General features: G+C 44.8%; 18 protein-coding genes, 1 riboswitch and 1 other annotated feature. Of the genes, 14 read left to right on the top strand and 4 right to left on the bottom strand.

All coding sequences use genetic code 11. The features are described from left to right. The first annotated feature begins 25 nt into the window (after positions 1–25). The 10 genes from AA84_RS0102555 (at position 26) to AA84_RS0102510 (ending at position 10,188) form a co-directional block, all read left to right on the top strand. Positions 26–829 carry a PTS mannose/fructose/sorbose/N-acetylgalactosamine transporter subunit IIC gene (locus AA84_RS0102555; RefSeq protein WP_028975890.1) on the top strand — a complete coding sequence of 268 codons (804 nt, stop codon included), beginning with the start codon at positions 26–28 and terminating at the stop codon, positions 827–829. After that, a complete protein-coding gene (locus tag AA84_RS0102550; protein ID WP_028975889.1) occupies positions 822–1,637 on the top strand; it encodes a PTS system mannose/fructose/sorbose family transporter subunit IID in 816 nt (271 codons plus the stop codon). The genes AA84_RS0102555 and AA84_RS0102550 overlap by 8 nt, the downstream gene beginning before the upstream one ends. 48 nt (positions 1,638–1,685) lie before the next feature. Further along, a complete protein-coding gene (locus AA84_RS0102545) occupies positions 1,686–2,108 on the top strand; it encodes a PTS sugar transporter subunit IIA (protein WP_028975888.1) in 423 nt (140 codons plus the stop codon). After that, on the top strand, positions 2,101–3,798 hold the full coding sequence (locus tag AA84_RS0102540) for a glycoside hydrolase family 13 protein (RefSeq protein ID WP_037562740.1): 1,698 nt from the start codon (positions 2,101–2,103) through the stop codon (positions 3,796–3,798). Before AA84_RS0102545 ends, AA84_RS0102540 begins: the two co-directional genes overlap by 8 nt. Before the next feature lie 128 nt (positions 3,799–3,926). After that, on the top strand, positions 3,927–4,685 hold the full coding sequence (locus AA84_RS0102535) for a MurR/RpiR family transcriptional regulator (protein WP_028975886.1): 759 nt from the start codon (positions 3,927–3,929) through the stop codon (positions 4,683–4,685). Positions 4,686–4,710: 25 nt separating this feature from the next. Continuing rightward, on the top strand, positions 4,711–5,163 hold the full coding sequence (locus tag AA84_RS0102530) for a GNAT family N-acetyltransferase (RefSeq protein ID WP_328286222.1): 453 nt from the start codon (positions 4,711–4,713) through the stop codon (positions 5,161–5,163). Between the two features lie 207 nt (positions 5,164–5,370). Next, positions 5,371–5,612 (top strand) — a binding site (T-box leader). A gap of 55 nt (positions 5,613–5,667) precedes the next feature. Further along, positions 5,668–7,842 (top strand): anthranilate synthase component I, encoded by a 2,175-nt coding sequence (locus tag AA84_RS0102525; protein WP_236628055.1) that lies wholly within the window; start codon positions 5,668–5,670, stop codon positions 7,840–7,842. Positions 7,843–8,031: 189 nt separating this feature from the next. Continuing rightward, entirely contained in the window at positions 8,032–8,967 is a 936-nt protein-coding gene (locus AA84_RS0102520; protein ID WP_028975883.1) for an L-lactate dehydrogenase, read from the top strand. A gap of 168 nt (positions 8,968–9,135) precedes the next feature. Continuing rightward, complete coding sequence (locus AA84_RS0102515) at positions 9,136–9,696, top strand: maltose acetyltransferase domain-containing protein (protein WP_028975882.1); 561 nt, start codon at positions 9,136–9,138, stop codon at positions 9,694–9,696. A 243-nt stretch (positions 9,697–9,939) separates the two neighbouring features. Beyond that, positions 9,940–10,188 (top strand): hypothetical protein, encoded by a 249-nt coding sequence (locus AA84_RS0102510; protein ID WP_028975881.1) that lies wholly within the window; start codon positions 9,940–9,942, stop codon positions 10,186–10,188. Positions 10,189–10,332: 144 nt separating this feature from the next. Here the strand turns inward: AA84_RS0102510 and AA84_RS0102505 are convergent, their stop codons facing one another. The 4 genes from AA84_RS0102505 to AA84_RS0102490 are packed head-to-tail and all read right to left on the bottom strand — an operon-like array spanning position 10,333 to position 14,204. After that, positions 10,333–11,388 carry a sulfate/molybdate ABC transporter ATP-binding protein gene (locus AA84_RS0102505; protein WP_028975880.1) on the bottom strand — a complete coding sequence of 352 codons (1,056 nt, stop codon included), beginning with the start codon at positions 11,386–11,388 and terminating at the stop codon, positions 10,333–10,335. Positions 11,389–11,426: 38 nt separating this feature from the next. Next, entirely contained in the window at positions 11,427–12,293 is an 867-nt protein-coding gene (gene cysW / locus AA84_RS0102500) for a sulfate ABC transporter permease subunit CysW (protein WP_028975879.1), read from the bottom strand. 23 nt (positions 12,294–12,316) lie between these two features. Then, on the bottom strand, positions 12,317–13,150 hold the full coding sequence (cysT, locus tag AA84_RS0102495; RefSeq protein WP_028975878.1) for a sulfate ABC transporter permease subunit CysT: 834 nt from the start codon (positions 13,148–13,150) through the stop codon (positions 12,317–12,319). A gap of 49 nt (positions 13,151–13,199) precedes the next feature. Further along, the gene (locus AA84_RS0102490) at positions 13,200–14,204 is read right to left on the bottom strand and encodes a sulfate ABC transporter substrate-binding protein (RefSeq protein WP_420542172.1); all 1,005 of its coding nucleotides are present in this window, start codon (positions 14,202–14,204) and stop codon (positions 13,200–13,202) included. Between the two features lie 642 nt (positions 14,205–14,846). Beyond that, positions 14,847–14,963: riboswitch (SAM riboswitch) on the top strand. A gap of 228 nt (positions 14,964–15,191) precedes the next feature. Between AA84_RS0102490 and AA84_RS0102480 the strand changes: the two genes are divergently transcribed. The 4 genes from AA84_RS0102480 to AA84_RS0102465 all read left to right on the top strand — a co-directional run bounded on the left by AA84_RS0102480 (position 15,192) and on the right by AA84_RS0102465 (position 19,452). Next, a complete protein-coding gene (locus AA84_RS0102480) occupies positions 15,192–15,929 on the top strand; it encodes a phosphoadenylyl-sulfate reductase (protein ID WP_010025471.1) in 738 nt (245 codons plus the stop codon). Positions 15,930–16,018: 89 nt separating this feature from the next. Next, entirely contained in the window at positions 16,019–17,173 is a 1,155-nt protein-coding gene (gene sat, locus AA84_RS0102475) for a sulfate adenylyltransferase (protein WP_176557804.1), read from the top strand. A 16-nt stretch (positions 17,174–17,189) separates the two neighbouring features. Then, positions 17,190–17,798, top strand: coding sequence for an adenylyl-sulfate kinase (gene cysC / locus AA84_RS0102470; protein WP_028975875.1), 609 nt, complete (start codon positions 17,190–17,192; stop codon positions 17,796–17,798). Positions 17,799–17,823: 25 nt separating this feature from the next. Beyond that, a complete protein-coding gene (locus AA84_RS0102465; RefSeq protein ID WP_028975874.1) occupies positions 17,824–19,452 on the top strand; it encodes a nitrite/sulfite reductase in 1,629 nt (542 codons plus the stop codon). Positions 19,453–19,457: the final 5 nt, after the last annotated feature.

The raw sequence follows: 19,457 nt of genomic DNA, 5'->3' as shown, positions 1-19,457 counted from the left end.
TCATGACTAGGAAGAGGAGAAAAAAATGGAGATTATTCAAGGAGTACTTATCATTGCCTTGGCCTTCTGGATGGTGCTTGACCAACAGGGATTTGTCATTACCACATGGTACCCGGCGATTATTGGGATGATTGCAGGCATTATTATGGGCGATGTGACTACAGCAATGATTATAGCCGGAACCTTTCAATTAATGGCTTTGGGAGTAGCCAACATTGGCGGTTCATCGGTACCAAACTATGGTCTTGCAACCCTTGTCGGTGTTTATGTGGCGCTTCGAACAACTCATGATGTCGAAAATGCGAAAGCCATCGCTCTGGCAGTCGGTGTCCCAGTTGGAATGTTGGGTATTCAATTGGATGTTCTAGGCAAATTGTTGAATTCGTATGTTTCACATGCCGCTCAAAACGCGTTAAATCAAGGGAAATTCAAGAAAATGGAACGCATTTTCTGGATAGGACCACTCATCTTTGGCTTAACGACAGCTCTTCCTACAGCGCTGTGTGTGTTGTTTGGTGATCGGCTTGTGCGTTTGATTCTAGAATTTGTTCCAAAATGGTTTACAGATGGACTGTCCATTGCCGGGTCAATGCTTCCGGTAGTCGGTATTGCACTATTACTTCAATTTATGCCGGTCAAAAAATATTTAACCATGCTTTTAATCGGATTTGTCATTTCAGCGTATCTTAAATTACCAATTCTGGGCATTGCACTCTTAGGTTTTGCCTTTGCTTATTACTACTTCACGCAAAACATGAAAAAAACGCCGGTAACGGCTGGTGCTGGAGAAGCGGGTAACGCTGGCGAGGGAGATGACTTTGATGAATAACACGGAGAAGACCGATGCTGTCACGAAAAAAGATATTCGAAAAGCAGCTATTCGCTATATGTTTATGGCCTGTAATACATTTAATTATGAAAATCAGCAAGCGCCTGCCGTTGTGTACGGGCTTAGTAAAGTGTTGCGGAAAATTCATAAAAAGGATGATGATTATAAGGCCTCGTTAAATAATCATTTTAATTATTTCAATACAACAACATGGATGGCAAATTTGCTCCTCGGTGCTTCTGTGGCAATGGAAGAAAAGGACGGAATTAAATCAAAAGATGCTGTTCAAGCATTCAAAACGGGGATGATGGGACCATTAGCCGGTGTTGGCGACACGTTGGTTTGGGTTCTTTATCCAACGATTATGGGATCAATTGCTGGCTATATGGGACTGCAAGGCAATCCGACAGGTGCCATCATTTGGGTGTTATTAAATATTTTCTTCTTCTTTTTTCGTGTGAAATTATTCGAAATGGGACATAGCTCTGGATTGAAATTAATCACTGCTCTTGGCGATCGGCTGAACATTTTTACCGAGTCCGCTTCAATCATGGGATTAACTGTCGTTGGTGCATTAATTCCTTCCGTTGTGAAAATGAACATTCCACTTGAATTTAAAACAGGGAAAGTGACCTTGCCTATTCAAACAGAAATCTTAGATAAGATCATGCCGGCGTTACTTCCGGCAGTGTTAACTTATGTCGTCTACAAATTAATTGCTTCAAAAAAGCTGAGCATCACCCAAATTATTTTTCTAGTGATCGGATTGGCGTTAGTTTGTTCATTCTTTGGAATATTAGGCGTTTAAAGTGAGGAAAATCGCCGTGTTTCATTTAAAGAAAGGAAAAGAAATACAATGCGAAAAATCATCATTGCGAGCCATCACAAAATGGCACAAGGGATACAAGACACGTTGAACTACATTACGGGTGAACGCAACAACGTTTCTGCACTCTCGGCATATTTGACGAATACACCGATTCAAGAAGAAATTGACGCCTTGTTAAAAGGGGTGGATCAAGAAGATGAAGTTGTCGTTTTCACAGACTTATTAGGAGGATCGGTCAATCAATCCTTTGCCAAATATACTGCACGTCCGCATTTCCATGTGATTACCGGAATCAATCTACCCATTGTCTTGGCCATAGCATTGAAACCAGAGGGCACGTATCTAACAGCGGAACAAATTCGCTTGTCGCTAAATGAAGCGAAGGAACAATTGGTTTATGTGAATGACTTTATATCAAATAGGCCTGAAGAAGATGAAGACGATGAGTAAGGAGAAAATGATGGAAAAAGACTGGTGGAAAAAAAGCGTCGTTTATCAAGTCTATCCACAAAGCTTTAAAGATACAACAGGGAGCGGAGTAGGCGACTTAAATGGAATTCATGAAAAACTGCCTTATTTGGCTGAATTAGGTATTGATGTGATTTGGTTGAATCCGATTTATCAATCGCCGATGGTCGATAATGGCTATGACATTTCCGATTACTTCGAAATTAATCCTAAGTATGGAACTATGGCTGATTTCAAACGCCTTTTAAATAAAGCGCATTCTTTCGGTATCAAAATTATCATGGACTTGGTCGTGAATCATACAAGCGATCAGCATGAATGGTTTCGAAAATCATGCGAATCGCGTGATAATGAGTATTCCGATTTTTATATTTGGAAAGATCCGAAAGCTGATGGAAGTCCGCCAACGAATTGGGGCTCCACTTTTGGTGGCCCGGCTTGGGAGTATGTGGAAAGTCGCGGGCAATACTATCTCCATTTATTTGCGAAAGAACAGCCGGATTTAAACTGGGAAAATCCAAAAGTTCGTGAAAAAATTTATGCCATGATGAAATTTTGGTTTGAACTTGGAATTGATGGATTCCGAATGGATGTCATTAGTTTAATTAGCAAACGTCAGGACTGGCCGGATGCCCCAGATGATGCTGATTATAGTAAATCCTATTATATTGGCGCGTCGAATGGTCCGCGTGTCCATGAATTTCTCCATGAGATGAATCAAGAAGTATTAAGTAATTACAAGATCATGACCGTTGGCGAAACAGCCAATACGACGAGTGATCAAGCAATCCTATACACGGATCCTGATCGCAACGAATTAAATATGGTCTTTCATTTTGACCACATGCATTTGGACTACGGACCCTATGGTAAATTTTCAGATGTGCGTTTTAAGATGAGTGATTTGCGAGATGTTTTGAGCGAATGGCAACGCAAGCTGGAAGGTCATGGGTGGAATTCGCTTTATTGGAGTAACCATGACCAGCCACGCGCGGTGACTCGTTTTGGGAATGATAGGGACTATCGGGTGGAGTCTGCGAAAATGCTTGGCACCCTTCTCCATATGATGAAAGGGACGCCCTATATTTATCAAGGAGAAGAGTTGGGCATGCGCAATGTTCGCTTTGCTTCGCTAGATCACTATAAGGATATTGAAACCATAGGGGTGAAGAAGGACTTTGAAGCGCGGGGGCTTTCGCAAGCGTATATCAAAAAATCCATTTTTTTGAAATCTCGGGATAACGCGCGTACACCGATGCCTTGGAACGGAAAAGAAAAATTTGGATTTACTACTGGGACACCATGGATTGATTTTAGTCCGGATAATGCACGCATTAATGTGGCGCAATGTCTGAAAGATAAAGACTCGGTCTATTATCATTATAGGGCGCTCATTCGCCTCCGCAAAACGTTGCCGGTTGTGGTTGACGGGACCTATGAATTGATTAATCCAACCGATTCCGACGTCTATGGCTACATGCGTATTCTTCAAAAGCAAAAGTTAGTGGTCATTTGTTCCTTCTCAGAAAAAAAGGTGAACTATCGTTTACCTGAAGAATTAAAGCATGCTTCTGGAAAATTGTTACTCTCAAATTACCATGATAGCAAAGAAGTATTGGCGGATTTAGAACTCCGTCCCTATGAAGCGGTTATCTATCTTATTCAAGAATAAACGATACATGTGGCGAGTAAGAAACGGTCTCTTACTCGCCTTTATTGCTGTATACTGAGAAGGAACAGAGTAAGAAGTATCGGTAATAAATAGTACTTGAGACGATCGATTTTATAAGGTGGAAGCATATGGATTTCGAATTAAGTATAAAGATGCATTATGATCAACTGACCGATTCAGAAAAGGAAATGGCAAAGTTCATGATGAGGCGACCGCAGGATGTGGTTAATATGAGTATTGTTGAACTGGGAGCAGCAATGCTCAGTTCAAAAAGCTCCGTACTTCGCTTTGCAAAAAAATTGGGGTATCGCGGATTTTCAGAATTAAAATATGTCATTCGTGAGTCCATGAAGGTCCCCGCGTTTGAACCCTCTGACTTGACTCAGTTATTAAAACAGGACTTGGATTGGATCATGCGCTATGTAAAACAAACCAATTTCCAGCCTTTTTTGCAGAAATTGAAAGATGCACGCATGGTTTTCTTATATGCTACCGGCTTTTCGCAGAATAACTTCACCAAAGAATTCTCTAAGGACTTGATGCTCGCAAAACGTGCCAATATGCTGATCTCCGGAGAGTCCAATTTGTTGATGAGCAGTTCGATTATAAGGAAAGATGATTTGATTATTTTTACTTCATTGAGTGGAGAGACGCCTGGTATAAAAGACGCAGTGCGAATGTTGAAAATGAGGAATATACCGATTGCCACGTTTACTAAGTTTGGTAGTAATTATTTGAGTGAAAATGCCAATTATTCCTTTTTCTTTGAAGCGACGCCGCTGCCGGATCATCAGTACAAGCAACAAATTCATTCACTGATTGGTTTAGAATTAATCCTTGATGTGGTTTCTCGAAAATATCGCGAGTTTATTCTCTTTGATGAGTGACAGAGAAAATGGAGAGGTATAAATCGTGATTGTGAAATTAGAACGAAATGACCAAGTACCCATGGATCTCTTGTTGCTTGCTGATCCTTCCCAGAAAATGATTGAACGTTACCTGGATCGATCGACATGCTTGGCGATGGTTAAAGAAAACGAAATAGTCGGCGTTTGCGTGTTGATTGAGACGCGTCCGCTTACAATGGAGATTGTCAATATCGCCGTGCGTGAGAAAGAACAGGGCAAAGGAAATGGCAAAAAGCTGATTGAGCATGCAACAGACTACGCAAAGACAAAAGGCTTTCGCAGATTGGAAGTTTGCACTGGAAATTCAAGCATTGCACAGCTTGGTTTCTACCAGAAATGCGACTTTTCGATGACCGGTATTGATAAAGATTATTTTATTGCCCATTATGCCCAGCCTATTTTTGAAAATGGCATCCAGTGCCGCGATAGGATTCGTTTTGCTAAACGCTTGTCGTGAGCGTCGACAGAGTTAGGAAAGGTTGACCTGTCTGGGGAAAGAGATGCGTGAAAAAAGTAGGTTATACCTTTGTTTAAGAATGATGATTACATAACAATCGTGTTAGAAAAATGCAACATTGAGTGACGCTCACGAGCACGCAACGGCTGATTTTTTAGTTGACATTTATGCGTGTTCGCAATAGAATGAAAAGCAATCAAATTGATGATTTATGCGATGATGAAGAGGAGTAGGCAGAGCGAACGCTTCAGAGAGCTGATGGTAGGTGTGAATCAGTGCGGACGTTCTGGGTGAATGGGCTTTTGAGCATCCGGGCTGAACACAGAGTAGGTTTCGGCGGAAACTCTTACCGATAAAAGAGAGAATGTATCGAGCGGTGATCCGCTTTCCGTACATGAGCGCGTTTTTTAACGAACAAAGGTGGCACCACGGGGTCTCTCGTCCTTATTAGGATGAGCGGCCTCTTTTATTTTTTAGAAGAGTGCAGATGAGAACAGTAGAGGAGTGACGAGATTGAGTATTTTATCTCATTTTGAAGCGAAGACGGAGGACATGACGTATACGACGAAAGCAGGTGTGAAAATCACCCGCCATGCGCGAGCGCTTGATGAAGCACGCGCAATGGATGATTTACTTCAGAACCTTGATCATCAAAAAGGTGCGGTTTTCTCAAGCAGCTATGAATATCCGGGCAGATATACACGCTGGGATATTGGCTTTGTGAATCCGGGAATCGAAATTCGCTCCTATCCCAATGAATTTGTTGTCTCTGCCCTGAACCAAAGAGGCAGACTGCTGCTTGCAGCCATTGATGAGCAGTTAACCAAGAACAGCCAAATTGTGATGATCGAGCAATCCGCTGAATCAATCATCGGTACGATCAAATCGGATCATGAACTGTTCCGTGAAGAAGAACGAACGCGGCAGCCTTCGATTTTTACAGTTTTACGAGCCATTCAGGAACTTTTTGCATCGTCTGAAGATCATTTTCTCGGTCTGTATGGTGCCTTTGGTTACGATCTTGTTTTTCGATTGGAACCGATGACGCTGCATCAGAAACGTGATGAACGGAAACCGGACTTGGTACTCTATATTCCTGACGAGATCAGTATTGTTGATCATCAGCGTGAATGTGCGTACTGCCTGTCCTACGATTTTGAGATTGCAGGGCAGTCGACCGCGGGACTGCCAAGAGATGGCGCGTTCTATGCGTACCGCAAACGTGAAGACATTCCTGAGGATAAGAAGTACAAAAAAGGCAGATATGCCAAACTGGTTGCGCAAGCGATCCGTTCATTCAAACGTGGCGATTTATTTGAAGTTGTTCCTTCACATACCTTTTATGAACCATGCTCGGGCAGTCCTTCGGAAATCTTTCAAAGCTTGCGTACGATTAATCCAAGTCCCTATGGATTTATGATCAATTTAGGAACCGAACACCTTGTTGGCTGTTCACCGGAAATGTATGTCCGTGTTGACGGCCATCGGGTCGAAACATGTCCCATATCTGGAACGATCAGGCGCGGAAAAAATGCGATTGAAGATGCAGATCGTATTCGGCAACTGCTGAACTCGGAAAAGGACGAAGCGGAATTGACGATGTGCACGGATGTGGACCGTAACGACAAGTCAAGAATTTGCCTGCCGGGCACGGTTAAAGTGATTGGCCGCCGCCAGCTGGAAACGTATTCACATCTGATTCACACGGTCGATCATGTGGTGGGCAGCCTCAAGCCCGAACGTGATGCTCTTGATGCGTTCATCACGCATATGTGGGCGGTCACGATTACCGGTGCGCCGAAACGCAATGCGATTAAATGGATTGAACAGCACGAAGCGTCGCCGCGCGGCTGGTACGGCGGTGCCGTCGGTTATCTGACCTTTGACGGCAATCTGAATACCGGGCTGACCTTGCGTACAATGAAAATGAAAGCAGGCATCGCTGAAATCCGTGCTGGTGCTACGCTGCTGATTGACTCCGTACCGCAGGATGAAGAGGATGAGACGTTAACAAAAGCAGCAGCTTTGAGGCAAGCGGTCGAAGGTACAAAAGCAGTATCGCGCAATCCGCATCATAAAAAGGACGCGGTCGGTCGCGGGAAGAAGATTTTGATTGTCGATCACGAAGATTCATTCGTCCACACACTGGGCAACTATTTTAAACAAACCGGCGCCTGCGTCGTTACTGCCAGAACGGCATTAGCAAAACAACTGCTCAATGATTCAGCGGATTTTGATCTCGTTGTCCTGTCGCCAGGACCCGGGACGCCGAACGATTTTGCCATCCACGAGACGATTGACCGTTGCATCGAAAAAGAACTGCCGCTTTTCGGCGTTTGCCTCGGTCTGCAGGGCATCGTCGAATACTTTGGCGGGAAATTAGGTTACGCAAAAGAGCCAATGCATGGCAAAGCATCCACGATCACAGTTACCGAGCACGGCAAGCTCTTCAATGAAATCACGGATTGCTTTACCGCTAGTCGCTATCATTCCCTCTATGCGGAGCAAGTGCCCGACTGTTTGACCGTTACTGCCCGATCTGAGGATGGCATGGTCATGGCCTTGGAACATAAAAAATTACCGATTGTCGCGGTACAATTTCACCCGGAATCGATTCTGACCGCACGGCATAATATCGGACTGAAGATCATTGAAAATGTAATAGAGAGCATCAGCTGAACTAAGACCTTTCACACCGAATCGATACATTACCGAGCCTATTTTTCTTATTAAACTTAAATTGAGGCAGCTTCTTTTTCGAGTTTTCTAGAATGACTAAAAAAACAGCAAATCTTCGGGTTCAGAAAACTCAATCTATGTTATGATAATGATAGGATGTTAAATTTTACTATAAAGAAGGCTAGAGAAATGAGAAAGTATGCGATTATTGGTCTTGGACATGTGGGCGCAGCAGTTGCATTCCAGCTTGTATCGAGGGGGATTGCCGATGAGCTGATCCTCATTGATACGAACGAAGGACTGGCGCGCGCGGAACAACTTGATTTGCAGGATATGCAGGGACGGATCGACACGCGAACGATCATTAAAATCAATGATTACAGCGAACTTGCCGATACGGACATTCTGTTCATTACTGCCGGCAATATTCTTGCATACAAAGAGAAGCAAGCACAAGGAAACCGCTGGGCAGAATTCGAGTATACGAAGGACATCGTGCAAGCTATTGCGCCAAAAGTTAAGGCGTCCGGTTTCCATGGTGTAGCCATCGATACGATGAACCCCTGTGATGCGATTACGCAGTATTTCCAGGAAAATACCGGACTCAGCCGTCAGCAGGTTTTTGCAACCGGAACGTTCCTTGACACGGCGCGGATGCAAAAAGTGGTTTCCGATCAATTCGATTGTGATCCGAAAAACGTTTCCGGCTATGTATATGGCGAACATGGCGAATCGCAATTCACCGCGTGGTCAACGGTTCGCGTGAATGGATTGGACATTACGGAACTTGCGAAAGAACGGAACCTAAACCTAGATGATTTGGAAGAAGCAGCACGTCGCGGCGGTTGGGAAGTCTATAAAGGCAAGGGCTATACAAGCTGGGCCATTTCAACCTGCGCCGTTAAACTCAGTCAGGCTGTGCTTTCTGATGCTCGCTCCGCGTACATTTGCTCCTGCTACAGTGAAAAGTATGGCACTTATATTGGTCAGCCGGCGATCATTGGTAAAAAGGGTGTCGAAGAAGTTACCGAACTGCCACTGACTGTTGAAGAAGAAGCTAAATTTAAACACTCTGCAGATACAATTAAAGAGAAATTCCAAACGTTTGAAAAACAAACCAACTGATCAGCGAAAAAGCGAACGATCATTTGCTCGGCGATTTGAGTTCGGTACACCCGGACTCGGATCACCGAGTTTTTTAATGTTCTAAACGGTGCGGCATGCCATTTGCATGTTGTTCCTATAGAATAGAAGAAGACGGTCAAGAAAAAACGTCAAAAAAGGAGCGGACCCATGACATCTGAAAAACAAAAAATGATTGCCGGAGCGCTTTACAACGCAATGGATCAAGAATTAAAAACGGATCGCTTAAATGCTAGAAGATTAACACGTCTATTTAATCGCACGATCGAAACCGACCAAGACGAGAGAACGTCTTTATTAAAACAGCTGTTTGGTTCAACAGGAGAAAGGTTATATCTAGAGCCAACGTTTCATTGCGATTATGGGTACAACATTCATGTCGGTGAACATTTTTACGCCAATTTTGATTGTGTGTTCTTAGACATTTGTCCCATTCATATCGGCGACAACTGCATGTTCGGCCCGGGCGTGCATATTTATACGGCGGCACATCCGCTTAATACGGCACTGCGCATTTCTGGTGCAGAATTTGGGAAGCCGGTGACGATTGGCAATAATGTTTGGATTGGCGGACGAGCGGTGATCAATCCTGGTGTCACGATTGGCAGCAATGTTGTGGTCGGTTCAGGTTCGGTTGTCACCAAAGATGTGCCGGACAATGTCGTTGTCGGCGGCAATCCGGCAAGAATCATCAAGACGATTGAGGAATAGGAAGGCCGTTCCAGTAGCTTCTGGTTATTCGGCACGCGGAACCCGCCGATGATCCGGTGATCCCGCGCCGGTTTATCGTTGGATAGGGAAGATCGCGGCGGACGGTTGGAGAGGGGGATACACCAAGCGAAAGCTGCCACAAATCAGCCCAGCTGATCCTCTCATCCCCTAATTGCTAGTCTCAGAAGTGGAGGCTGGTGTTATGCGCGCATTCGGTGGCATATAGTTATATACCGAAGTGAGATGAGCCGTCAATCAAATATTTGTAAGCGATTTCCTTGTATCGGCTATCATAAATTCAATAGTAAACTTTATGTATCAATTAAGAAGAAGCAGGGCGGTTATCCGAACGGCTATGACTCGTTTAAACTCATTTTGAATAACATCAAGGCAGTATCGGTGACCGGAAGCGGGAAAAAGCTGCTGCTTGAGATCCATGATGATCAAACGGTGTTGATTACAGGCGAAGGCAAACTGGATATCGCGTTGTAATCGACCATCAGAGTGCAGGAGTTTCGTATCATTGCTTTAATCAGATACGCTGAGTCAAACAGTAAATCAATGACTCAGCGTTATTTTGGCTTCCAGAAAAAAAGACCTGGACGGCTTTCCTTCCAGGTCTCTCGATCTTGAATCTTATACAGCAAATATTTGCACTTTTTTTGGCTTGATATGGATGGTTTGATCTTTTTTCAAGTTTAACAGGGAAAACTCTTCCCAGTTAACTTCGATATTAAGCACGTGGTGGCTGTCTGAGCGTTCGACTTCGAGATGAACGGTCGGTCCAACGGCATGGATATGTTTGATCTGCACGGGAATGGAATATTTTCCGGAACGATCTTTTTCAATGATGAAATGGTAAGGTCGGACAAATCCAAGTCCGGCGGATTCGATGTTGGGATCAATCGGCGCTTCGGTTTCAAAGGAGCCATCGATAAAGGTACCGTTAATGATCTTTCCCTCGAACTTGTTGGCACTACCGATAAAGTCATAGACAAAGGGATTAGCAGGGTGATTGTAGACCTGTTCTGGTGTTCCAATCTGCTCGATTTTCCCGTTCTGAATGATGACAACACGATCGGCAACTTCAAAGGCTTCTTCTTGGTCGTGGGTTACAAAAATACTTGTAACTTTGACTGATTCGTGAAGTTCCCTGAGCCAGTACCTCAGTTCTTTTCTCACTTTGGCATCCAGTGCGCCGAAAGGTTCATCAAGCAACAGAATCTTTGGCTCAATAGCCAAAGCACGGGCAAGCGCAACCCGCTGCCGTTGCCCACCGGACAACTGAGACGGATAGCGTTTGCCAAAGGGCTCGAGGCGAACTAAACGGAGTAACTTATCAACCTTTGCCTTGATTTCTGTTCGGGAAGGTCTGATTTTTCTCGGCCGCACCCTAAGGCCATAGGCAATGTTGTCAAACACCGTCATGTTCTGAAAAAGCGCATAATGCTGGAAAACAAATCCGACTTGACGCTCTTTAATATGAGCATTGGTCAGATCCTGTCCGTGAAAAACGATTTGCCCATTATCCGGCTGTTCCAGTCCGGCGACAATGCGAAGCAATGAGGTTTTTCCTGATCCTGATGGCCCTAGTAAAGCCACGAGTTCGCCGGTCGGTATCGTTAAGTTGATATCGTTAAGAATTTGAAAGGAGTCAAATGCTTTGGATACGTGATTAATTTCAATACTCAACATGAATACCTCCTGAAAAAAGTAGACCATTCAAGTCTTCACAGGGTCTGCTTTTTAATGAAATTTTCAAGTATCACTTTAATGACCATGGTCAGAATAGCCAAGAGCGACATAATCGATGCAATGGCGAAGGCAGCGACAAATTGGTATTCATTATACAGGTTTTCAATTTGCAGAGGCATTGTATTCGTCATTCCACGGATGTGACCGGAAACAACAGAGACGGCACCAAATTCGCCGATGGAGCGCGCATTACATAAAATAATCCCATAGAAAAGTGCCCATTTGATATTCGGCAAAGTCACATGAATAAACGTTTGCCAGGCGCTGGCGCCGAGCATGATCGACGCTTCCTCTGAAACGGTTCCTTGGCTCTGCATTAATGGGATCAGTTCCCTGGAGATAAAGGGAAAGGTCACGAACAGGGTGGCCAGAACGATCCCAGGGACGTTAAAAACAATGTTGATATTATGGCTGATCAGCCACTGACCAAGTGAACTGTGCTGTCCAAATAAAAGAATGAAAATCAAACCGCCAATCACAGGTGAAACAGAAAAAGGAAGATCGATCAGCGTAATAAGAAAATTTTTGCCTCTAAAAGAATATTTTGTGATTACCCAAGCAAAAAGGATTCCGAAAACCGCATTGATTGGGACGACGATCAGTGTGACGAAGAGTGTCAGCCGGATTGCAGATAAAGCATCCGCTTCAACAATCGATGACAAATAGACCCTGACCCCTTGCCTAAACGCTTCAAAAAAAATCGAAACAAGCGGGATGATCAGAAAACTGAAGAAAAAGAGCAGGACAATGGTAATGAGCGACCAGCGTACAATGTCCCCTTTCAGTGAATGACGGGCAGTAAACGCTTGACCAGGTAGATTCGGTTGAACCGTGCTTTCCATAAAACAGCAACTCCTCTTCCGAGTTAATGGCTCGCATAACGTATGCGCGACCACCACTGGATTAAATTAATCAGCAGGATCAGCGCGAACGAGATGACAAGCATCACAACGGCAATAGCTGTCGCAGCCGGGTAGTCGAACTGTTCCAGTTTTGTCATAATCATCAGCGGCGCGATTTCCGTTTTAAATGGCATATTTCCGGCAATGAAGACGACGGAACCGTATTCGCCAAGCGAACGTGCAAATGCAAGCGAAAACCCGGACAGTGCAGCAGGCAGCAATTGTGGGAAAATAACTCTTCTAAATGTCTGAAACGGTGTCGCGCCGAGAGAGGCCGAGGCTTCTTCGACTTCGTGTTCAAAATTCTGCAGAACCGGCTGAACCATTCGCACGACAAACGGCAGTCCGACAAAGATAAGTGCGAGCGTAATGCCAATTGGCGTAAACGAAACATCAAACGGCAGCCATTTGCCGATCCATCCCTTCTCAGAATAGAGCGTTGTGAGGGTAATACCGGCTACCGCAGTTGGAAGAGCGAACGGTAAATCAACAAGACCATCGACGATCCGCTTCAATGGGAAGGTATACCGGCTGAGCACCCAAGCAAACAGGAGCCCGAATACCAGATTCACGAGGGCAGCTGAAAATGCAGTTAGAAAACTCAACTTGTATGAAGCGACCACTCTTGGGTCGGTAACGTCATTCCAAAAAGCTGTCCAGCCGAGCCGAGCTGAATAAATAAAGACAAGTGAAAGCGGGATCAGCACGAGCAGAGACAGGTAGAGCGTCGACAGACCCATCGTCAAGCCAAAACCGGGAATGGATTGTTTCTTTTTTGAATGCTGAATACGTGACAAATTTCTCAACTCCATTGCGCACGGATTAACAGAAGCGAATGTACAGTGATTATTTAGAATAAATTTGGTCGAATGTACCGCCATCAGCAAAATGCGTTTTCTGAGCTTTTGTCCAACCGCCGAAGTGATCTTCAACCGTTACAAGATTAAGTTTTGGAAATTGATCACTATATTTAGCCAGAATTTTCTGGTTCCTTGGTCGATAATAATTCTTCGCAATAATATTCTGAGCTTCATCGCTGTAGAGGTATTTCAAGTATTCAGTAGCGACCTTTGTTGTTCCATTGCTTTTCGCGTTCTTGTCGACAACTGCAACGGGTGGTTCTGCAAGAATACTTAGTGACGGCGTAACGATATCAAACTTGTCCTTGCCGAGTTCATCGATGCTCAAAAACGCTTCGTTTTCCCAGGCGATCAGCACATCACCGACACCGCGCTCCGTGAACGTTGTGGTTGCGCCGCGTGCACCGGAGTCAAGCACTTTTACGTTGGAGTAGAGTTTTTTGACGAATGCCTTGCTTTTCGCTTGGTCGTTATTATATTTCTTGTCCGCATAAGCCCAGGCCGCTAGATAGTTCCAGCGTGCGCCGCCGGAGGTTTTAGGATTCGGGGTGACAATAGAAACGCCTTTTCGTGTCAGGTCATCCCAATCTTTGATGTGTTTCGGATTGCCTTTGCGCACAAGAAAGACAATGGTTGAGGTATAGGGGGTGGAGTTATCAGGCAGTCGTTTTTGCCAGTTTTTATTCAGGTTGTCCGTGCTATCGGCGATTGCGTCAATGTCACCAGAAAGGGCCAGTGTGACGACATCTGCTTTTAAACCGTCAATAACCGAGCGGGCCTGTTTGCCTGAACCGCCATGGGATTGCTGAATGGTTACATTCTGATTTGTTTTCTTCTTCCAGTACTTGGCAAATGCAGCATTATAGTGTTCGTAAAGTTCTCGAGTTGGATCATAGGAAACATTAAGCAATTTGATCGACTTTTTCGTATTGTCGCCGGATCCTTGTGAAGCATTGCTTGATCCGCAGGCGCTGAGCACACTGATAATCATCAATGCAGCAAGAAGCAACAAGCTGTGTTTTTTCATTTTAACTTCCCCCTTAAATAGCATTGCATTTTTCTTTTTAAGTGATGGTGTCACGAAAGCAAACAATCAGCAACAAAGGAAACGGGTTTGAAAAAAGCTGCAATTAAGGACACTTATCAACGCTCAGGCAGAAGAATCGGTAGGGTCTGCGGCAGCCATCGGGCAGTCGATAAGGATTCGCCTCAATTCTTTCTCCATAATTTTCACGAAAAATCCCCATTCTCTGAAAACGGTGTGAAGAGGATTACATACGTACCAAGAATCCGGAGATCCCTAGTCTATTAGGGAGAACCTGTTCGATTTAGCGCCTTTACGTATTCTTACAAAAAATGGTTTCCGGGTAGCTACGGGATCTCCGCTGTTCACGATAAGCGTCACTTAAATTGGATTAATCCTATCACTATAGTTGGTATTAGACAAGGGATAAATTTACTAAAATCAGAATTTGTTACATTTTGCAATTCTATCAACCGGTCTTGCGTTTCTATCATTCAGCAACTCCGTTTATCCGATGAATCAATAAAGAATTTTAATTAATTTGTAAACTATGAATAAAGGATCATTGACATCCCTTGCGATTCATTCTAAAATCAAACACAATTAAATGATCTATCCAGAGTGATGGAGGGACTGGCCCGATGACATCCGGCAACCTGCACAGATTCGTTTTCTCTGTAAGGTGCTAATTCCAGCAAAATGGTCAACCATTTTGAAAGATAGGAAAAACGACGCAACCTTTTTTCCTACAAAATGGAAGAAGGGTTATTTTTTTAGGAGGAGGTTAAAACGAGTGGCATTTGTCATTACATCGGCTGGTATTGGTGAAAAAGTAGGGAAATACCCAGACGCCTGCCCTGTGAAAACAATGCTGGAGGATGCGATGCCGGATGGCGAGTGCAAATGGTGACTATTTAATCGGTATTTTTTTCCTAAACGTAGGCTGCGAAATTGATGAAAGAGGTGAGTGCAACGTCGAATACAGTAACTTACAGTCAATGGGGCAATGCGAAACTCCCTGAATTCAGTGATCGAATAGCGTTGCTTGAGTCCAGAAAAGTACTCGGGTGGGCCTTCCAGGAGTATGGGGATAAAGTCGTTTATTCCTGCAGTTTCGGTGTTGAAGGAATGGTGCTGATTGATCTGATTTACTCAATGAACAAAACGGCTTCGGTTATTTTTCTCGACACTGATTTTCACTTCAAGGAAACCTATGAGCTGATCGATCGCGTGGAAAAGCGTTATCCGCAACTGAAGATCATCAAAGAAAAACCTGCGCTTACTCCTGAACAACAAGCTGAAGAATATGGCGCGGAGCTTTGGAAGCGGCGACCCGATCTCTGTTGCCGGATCCGCAAAATCGATCCGCTTGCGGGGCGATTAAAACACTATAACGCATGGATTTCCGGGCTAAGGCATGAGCAGTCGCCACTAAGACGATCCGTTTCATTTGTAAACAAAGATGAACGCTTTCAATCGGTGAAAATTTGTCCGCTTATCCATTGGAAATGGACGGAAATATGGGATTATGTGCGCAAACATGATTTACCGTATAATCCGCTGCATGATCAAAACTATCCTAGTATCGGCTGCGCCTATTGTACGCGACCGGTGAAAGCCGGCGAAGATCAGCGCGCTGGCAGGTGGAGCGCGTTTGATAAAACGGAATGCGGGCTTCATTTAAAAGACTAAAATTCCGAGTATAATCAGATGAATAATACGATTAATGCCATTTGAAAACTTGAAAGAGATGCAATTTTAGAAACGGAAATGAGGGGAAAATCATGACAAGCATACCGCATGGCGGCACACTGGTGAATCGGCAAAACTTTGGGGGAGCCGTTGATGAACTGGATAAAGAACTTCAGATTGACCAAGTCGCATTGAGTGATCTGGAATTGATTGCAAGTGGCATTTACAGCCCGCTCACCGGTTTTCTTAATGAGGAGAACTATCGTTCAGTCGTCGAAACGATGCGGCTGACAACTGGGCTTGCTTGGACAATTCCGGTGACATTGCCGGTAACCGAGGACGCAGCTGAACGGGTAAGCATTGGCGAAAAAGTTAAACTGACCTACCAAGGTGAGGTATACGGTACGATTGAGATCACCGAAAAATATCATCCGGATAAGGAAAATGAAGCAAGAAAGGTGTACTTAACCAATGATACCGCACATCCGGGTGTGAAACGGTTGTATGAACGCGGCGACGTGTATCTGTCTGGTCCGATTGAACTGATTAAGCGCTCGAAACGACCTGCTGAGTTTGCGGACGATTTCTTGGATCCTGCAGAAACGCGGCGTTTGTTTGATCGAAAAGGCTGGAAGACCATTGTTGGCTTTCAGACGCGTAATCCGATCCATCGCGCTCACGAGCATATTCAAAAGACAGCGCTTGAGACGGTTGATGGGCTGTTTATCAATCCCTTGGTCGGCGAAACAAAAAAAGATGATATTCCTGCGGATATTCGTATGCGAAGCTACCATGCCTTGATCGACAACTATTACGTGAAGGAGCGAACGGCACTCGCCGTATTCCCGGCTGCGATGCGCTATGCAGGGCCGCGTGAAGCTGTTTTCCATGCGATTTGCCGGAAAAATTTCGGGTGTACGCATTTTATTGTCGGCAGAGATCATGCCGGGGTTAAGGATTATTATGGACCCTATGACGCGCAGAAGATTTTTTCTAACTTTTCGCGTGATGAACTGGATATTCAAACCCTTTTCTTTGAAAACAGCTATTTTTGCAAAAAGTGCGGAAGCATGGCGTCAAATAAAACCTGCCCGCATGATCCGTCGAACCATGTCTCCCTTTCCGGAACGAAAGTAAGAGCTTTGCTTAGGGAGGGAATCCGTCCGCCTGAAACGTTCAGCAGGCCGGAAGTCGCTCGGGTTTTGATTGATGGATTAAGAGAAAAGGCAGATCTTGCGAAGTAAGGGGGATGTAGGGCACATGGCGGATGCAGAGCATATCATTTGGCATCAAACGACCGTAACGAAAGCGGACAGAGAAAGAAGAAGCGGACACAGGGGCGCCGTTGTTTGGTTTACCGGCTTGTCCGGCTCAGGAAAATCGACGCTTGCCAATCGTGTTGAACATGAACTTTTTAAGCGCGGAATCCATACCTATCTCCTTGACGGAGACAATATCCGAACCGGGTTGAACAGCGATCTGGGCTTCTCCGCAGCGGATCGAAAAGAAAATATTCGCAGAATCAGTGAAGTAGCCGGCTTGTTTGTCGACAGCAATGCGATTGTGCTGACTGCCTTTATCTCGCCTTTTCAGGCAGATCGCGAAGCGGCACGACAGCGCGTCGCGGATGATGAATTTTTTGAGATCTATGTAAAGTGCCCACTTGAGGTATGCGAAAAGCGTGATCCGAAAGGTTTGTACAAGAAAGCGCTCGCCGGTCAAATTACAGCATTTACCGGTATCACATCGCCCTATGAAGAACCTCCGGCGCCTGATCTGATTATTGATACATCGGAACAGCGTTTGGAGGAGAGCACGCAGAGGGTCATGGATCTATTAGAAAAAAACCGGGTGATCGGCAACAAATGATCCGGTAATGAGGAGGAAGACGCCGATGGCTTATGAAAAGGTTTGGGCGAATAATGAGAAACTCAACAAAAATGAAATCAATAAGTTAAAGAAAGACGGGCTGTCAATCTTTGATGATATTCCGAAGTATGCGAAAGAAGGATTCGCATCCATTCCGAAAGATCAGTACATGTATTTTAAATATGCTGGGTTGACGGTACAGAAACCCCAGGATAAAGGATTGTTCATGCTTCGGGTGAAAGTGCCGACGGGAATTATGAACAATAATCAGGCAGTCGTTCTATCAGAAATTGGCAACGCATTCGGGCGCGGTTTTTTGGACCTCACCACGCGTCAGGCAATCCAATATCATTGGGTTCCTCTTGAGAAGCTCCCGGAAGTTTTTGATCGTCTGCATGCAGTCGGTCTGACAACAAGTGAAGCAGAAGGCGATGCACCGCGCAACATTGTCGGTAATCCGCTTGCCGGTATCGATGCAGACGAATTGTTTGACACACGTCCGGTCGTAAAAGACCTCTTTGACTTTTTCCAGGATAATCCGGATTATTCCAATCTGCCGCGTAAGTACAAAATATCAGTGAACACAAATATTTATAACGCGGGGCACGCCCAAATCAATGACCTTGCTTTTATTCCGGCGACCAAAGTGATCGATGGTCAATTGGTTAAGGGGTTTCATGTGCTGGTTGGCGGGGGTCTTGCGGCGAAGCCTTATCTTGCCCGGCAGCTGAATGTGTTTGTTCGTCCGCAAGAAGTGGTGAAGATCGCTGCAGCGGTTACTAATCTGTATCGCGACTATGGTTATCGAAAAAGTCGCGCACGCGCACGGCTTAAATATTTGATTGCCGACTGGGGCATTGAGACGTTCGAGAAGAAAGTTTTGGAGCAGACCGGACCATTTGAAACGACTGGTCATGATGAATTTAAAGGATGGAATGCAGGTTTCTTCTACGGCGTGCATCCGCAGAAGCAAAAAGGATTCAGCTATGTCGGTGTCAGTGTACCGGTTGGACGTATCGCAGCGAATGATTTTTATGCGTTTGCTCAGCTTGCAAAAACCTATGGCAGCGGCGAATTGAGAACCGCTAATTCTCAGAATCTGATTATCCCCAATATTCCGGATAACCAAGTTGAAAGCTTGCTCGCAAACGTTATTTTCAAACGTTTTCCGATTCGACCGTCACATTTTATCGGATACGCAGTTGCCTGCACCGGCAATGAATTTTGCAATCTGGCCCTGACGAACACGAAAGATCGCATGAGAGAAATCGCAGAATTTCTTGATCGGGAGATTGATATTGATGTTCCGGTTCGTATTCATATGGTTGGCTGTACGAATTCTTGCGCGCAGCGTCAAATCGCCGAAATCGGTTTGCAAGGACTGAAGCTGCGCACGAAGGATAAAAAGCTGATTGATGCCTATGAACTGTTTGTCGGTGGGACACTTGAAGGTGAGGGCAAATTTAACGAACGGTTAAAAGGGAGAATTCCTAACGATCTATTACCGGATGTTTTGAAAGACTTCCTGATTTATTTCCGAGACAACAAGGAGCTTGGTGAGAGCTTCTATGCATTCAGCAACCGTGTCGGTATACCGTTTCTGCAAGAATTACTTGATAAAATTCTAAAATCGCGCACACAGGAAGTCGGGTGAAGGGC

The sequence above is a fragment of the Sporolactobacillus terrae DSM 11697 genome, assembly GCF_000648615.1.
In the GTDB taxonomy this organism is placed as follows: Bacteria; Bacillota; Bacilli; order Bacillales; family Sporolactobacillaceae; genus Sporolactobacillus; species Sporolactobacillus terrae.
The sequence above is the reverse complement of the archived record's forward strand: the minus strand, read 5'-3'. Positions and strand labels throughout refer to the sequence as shown.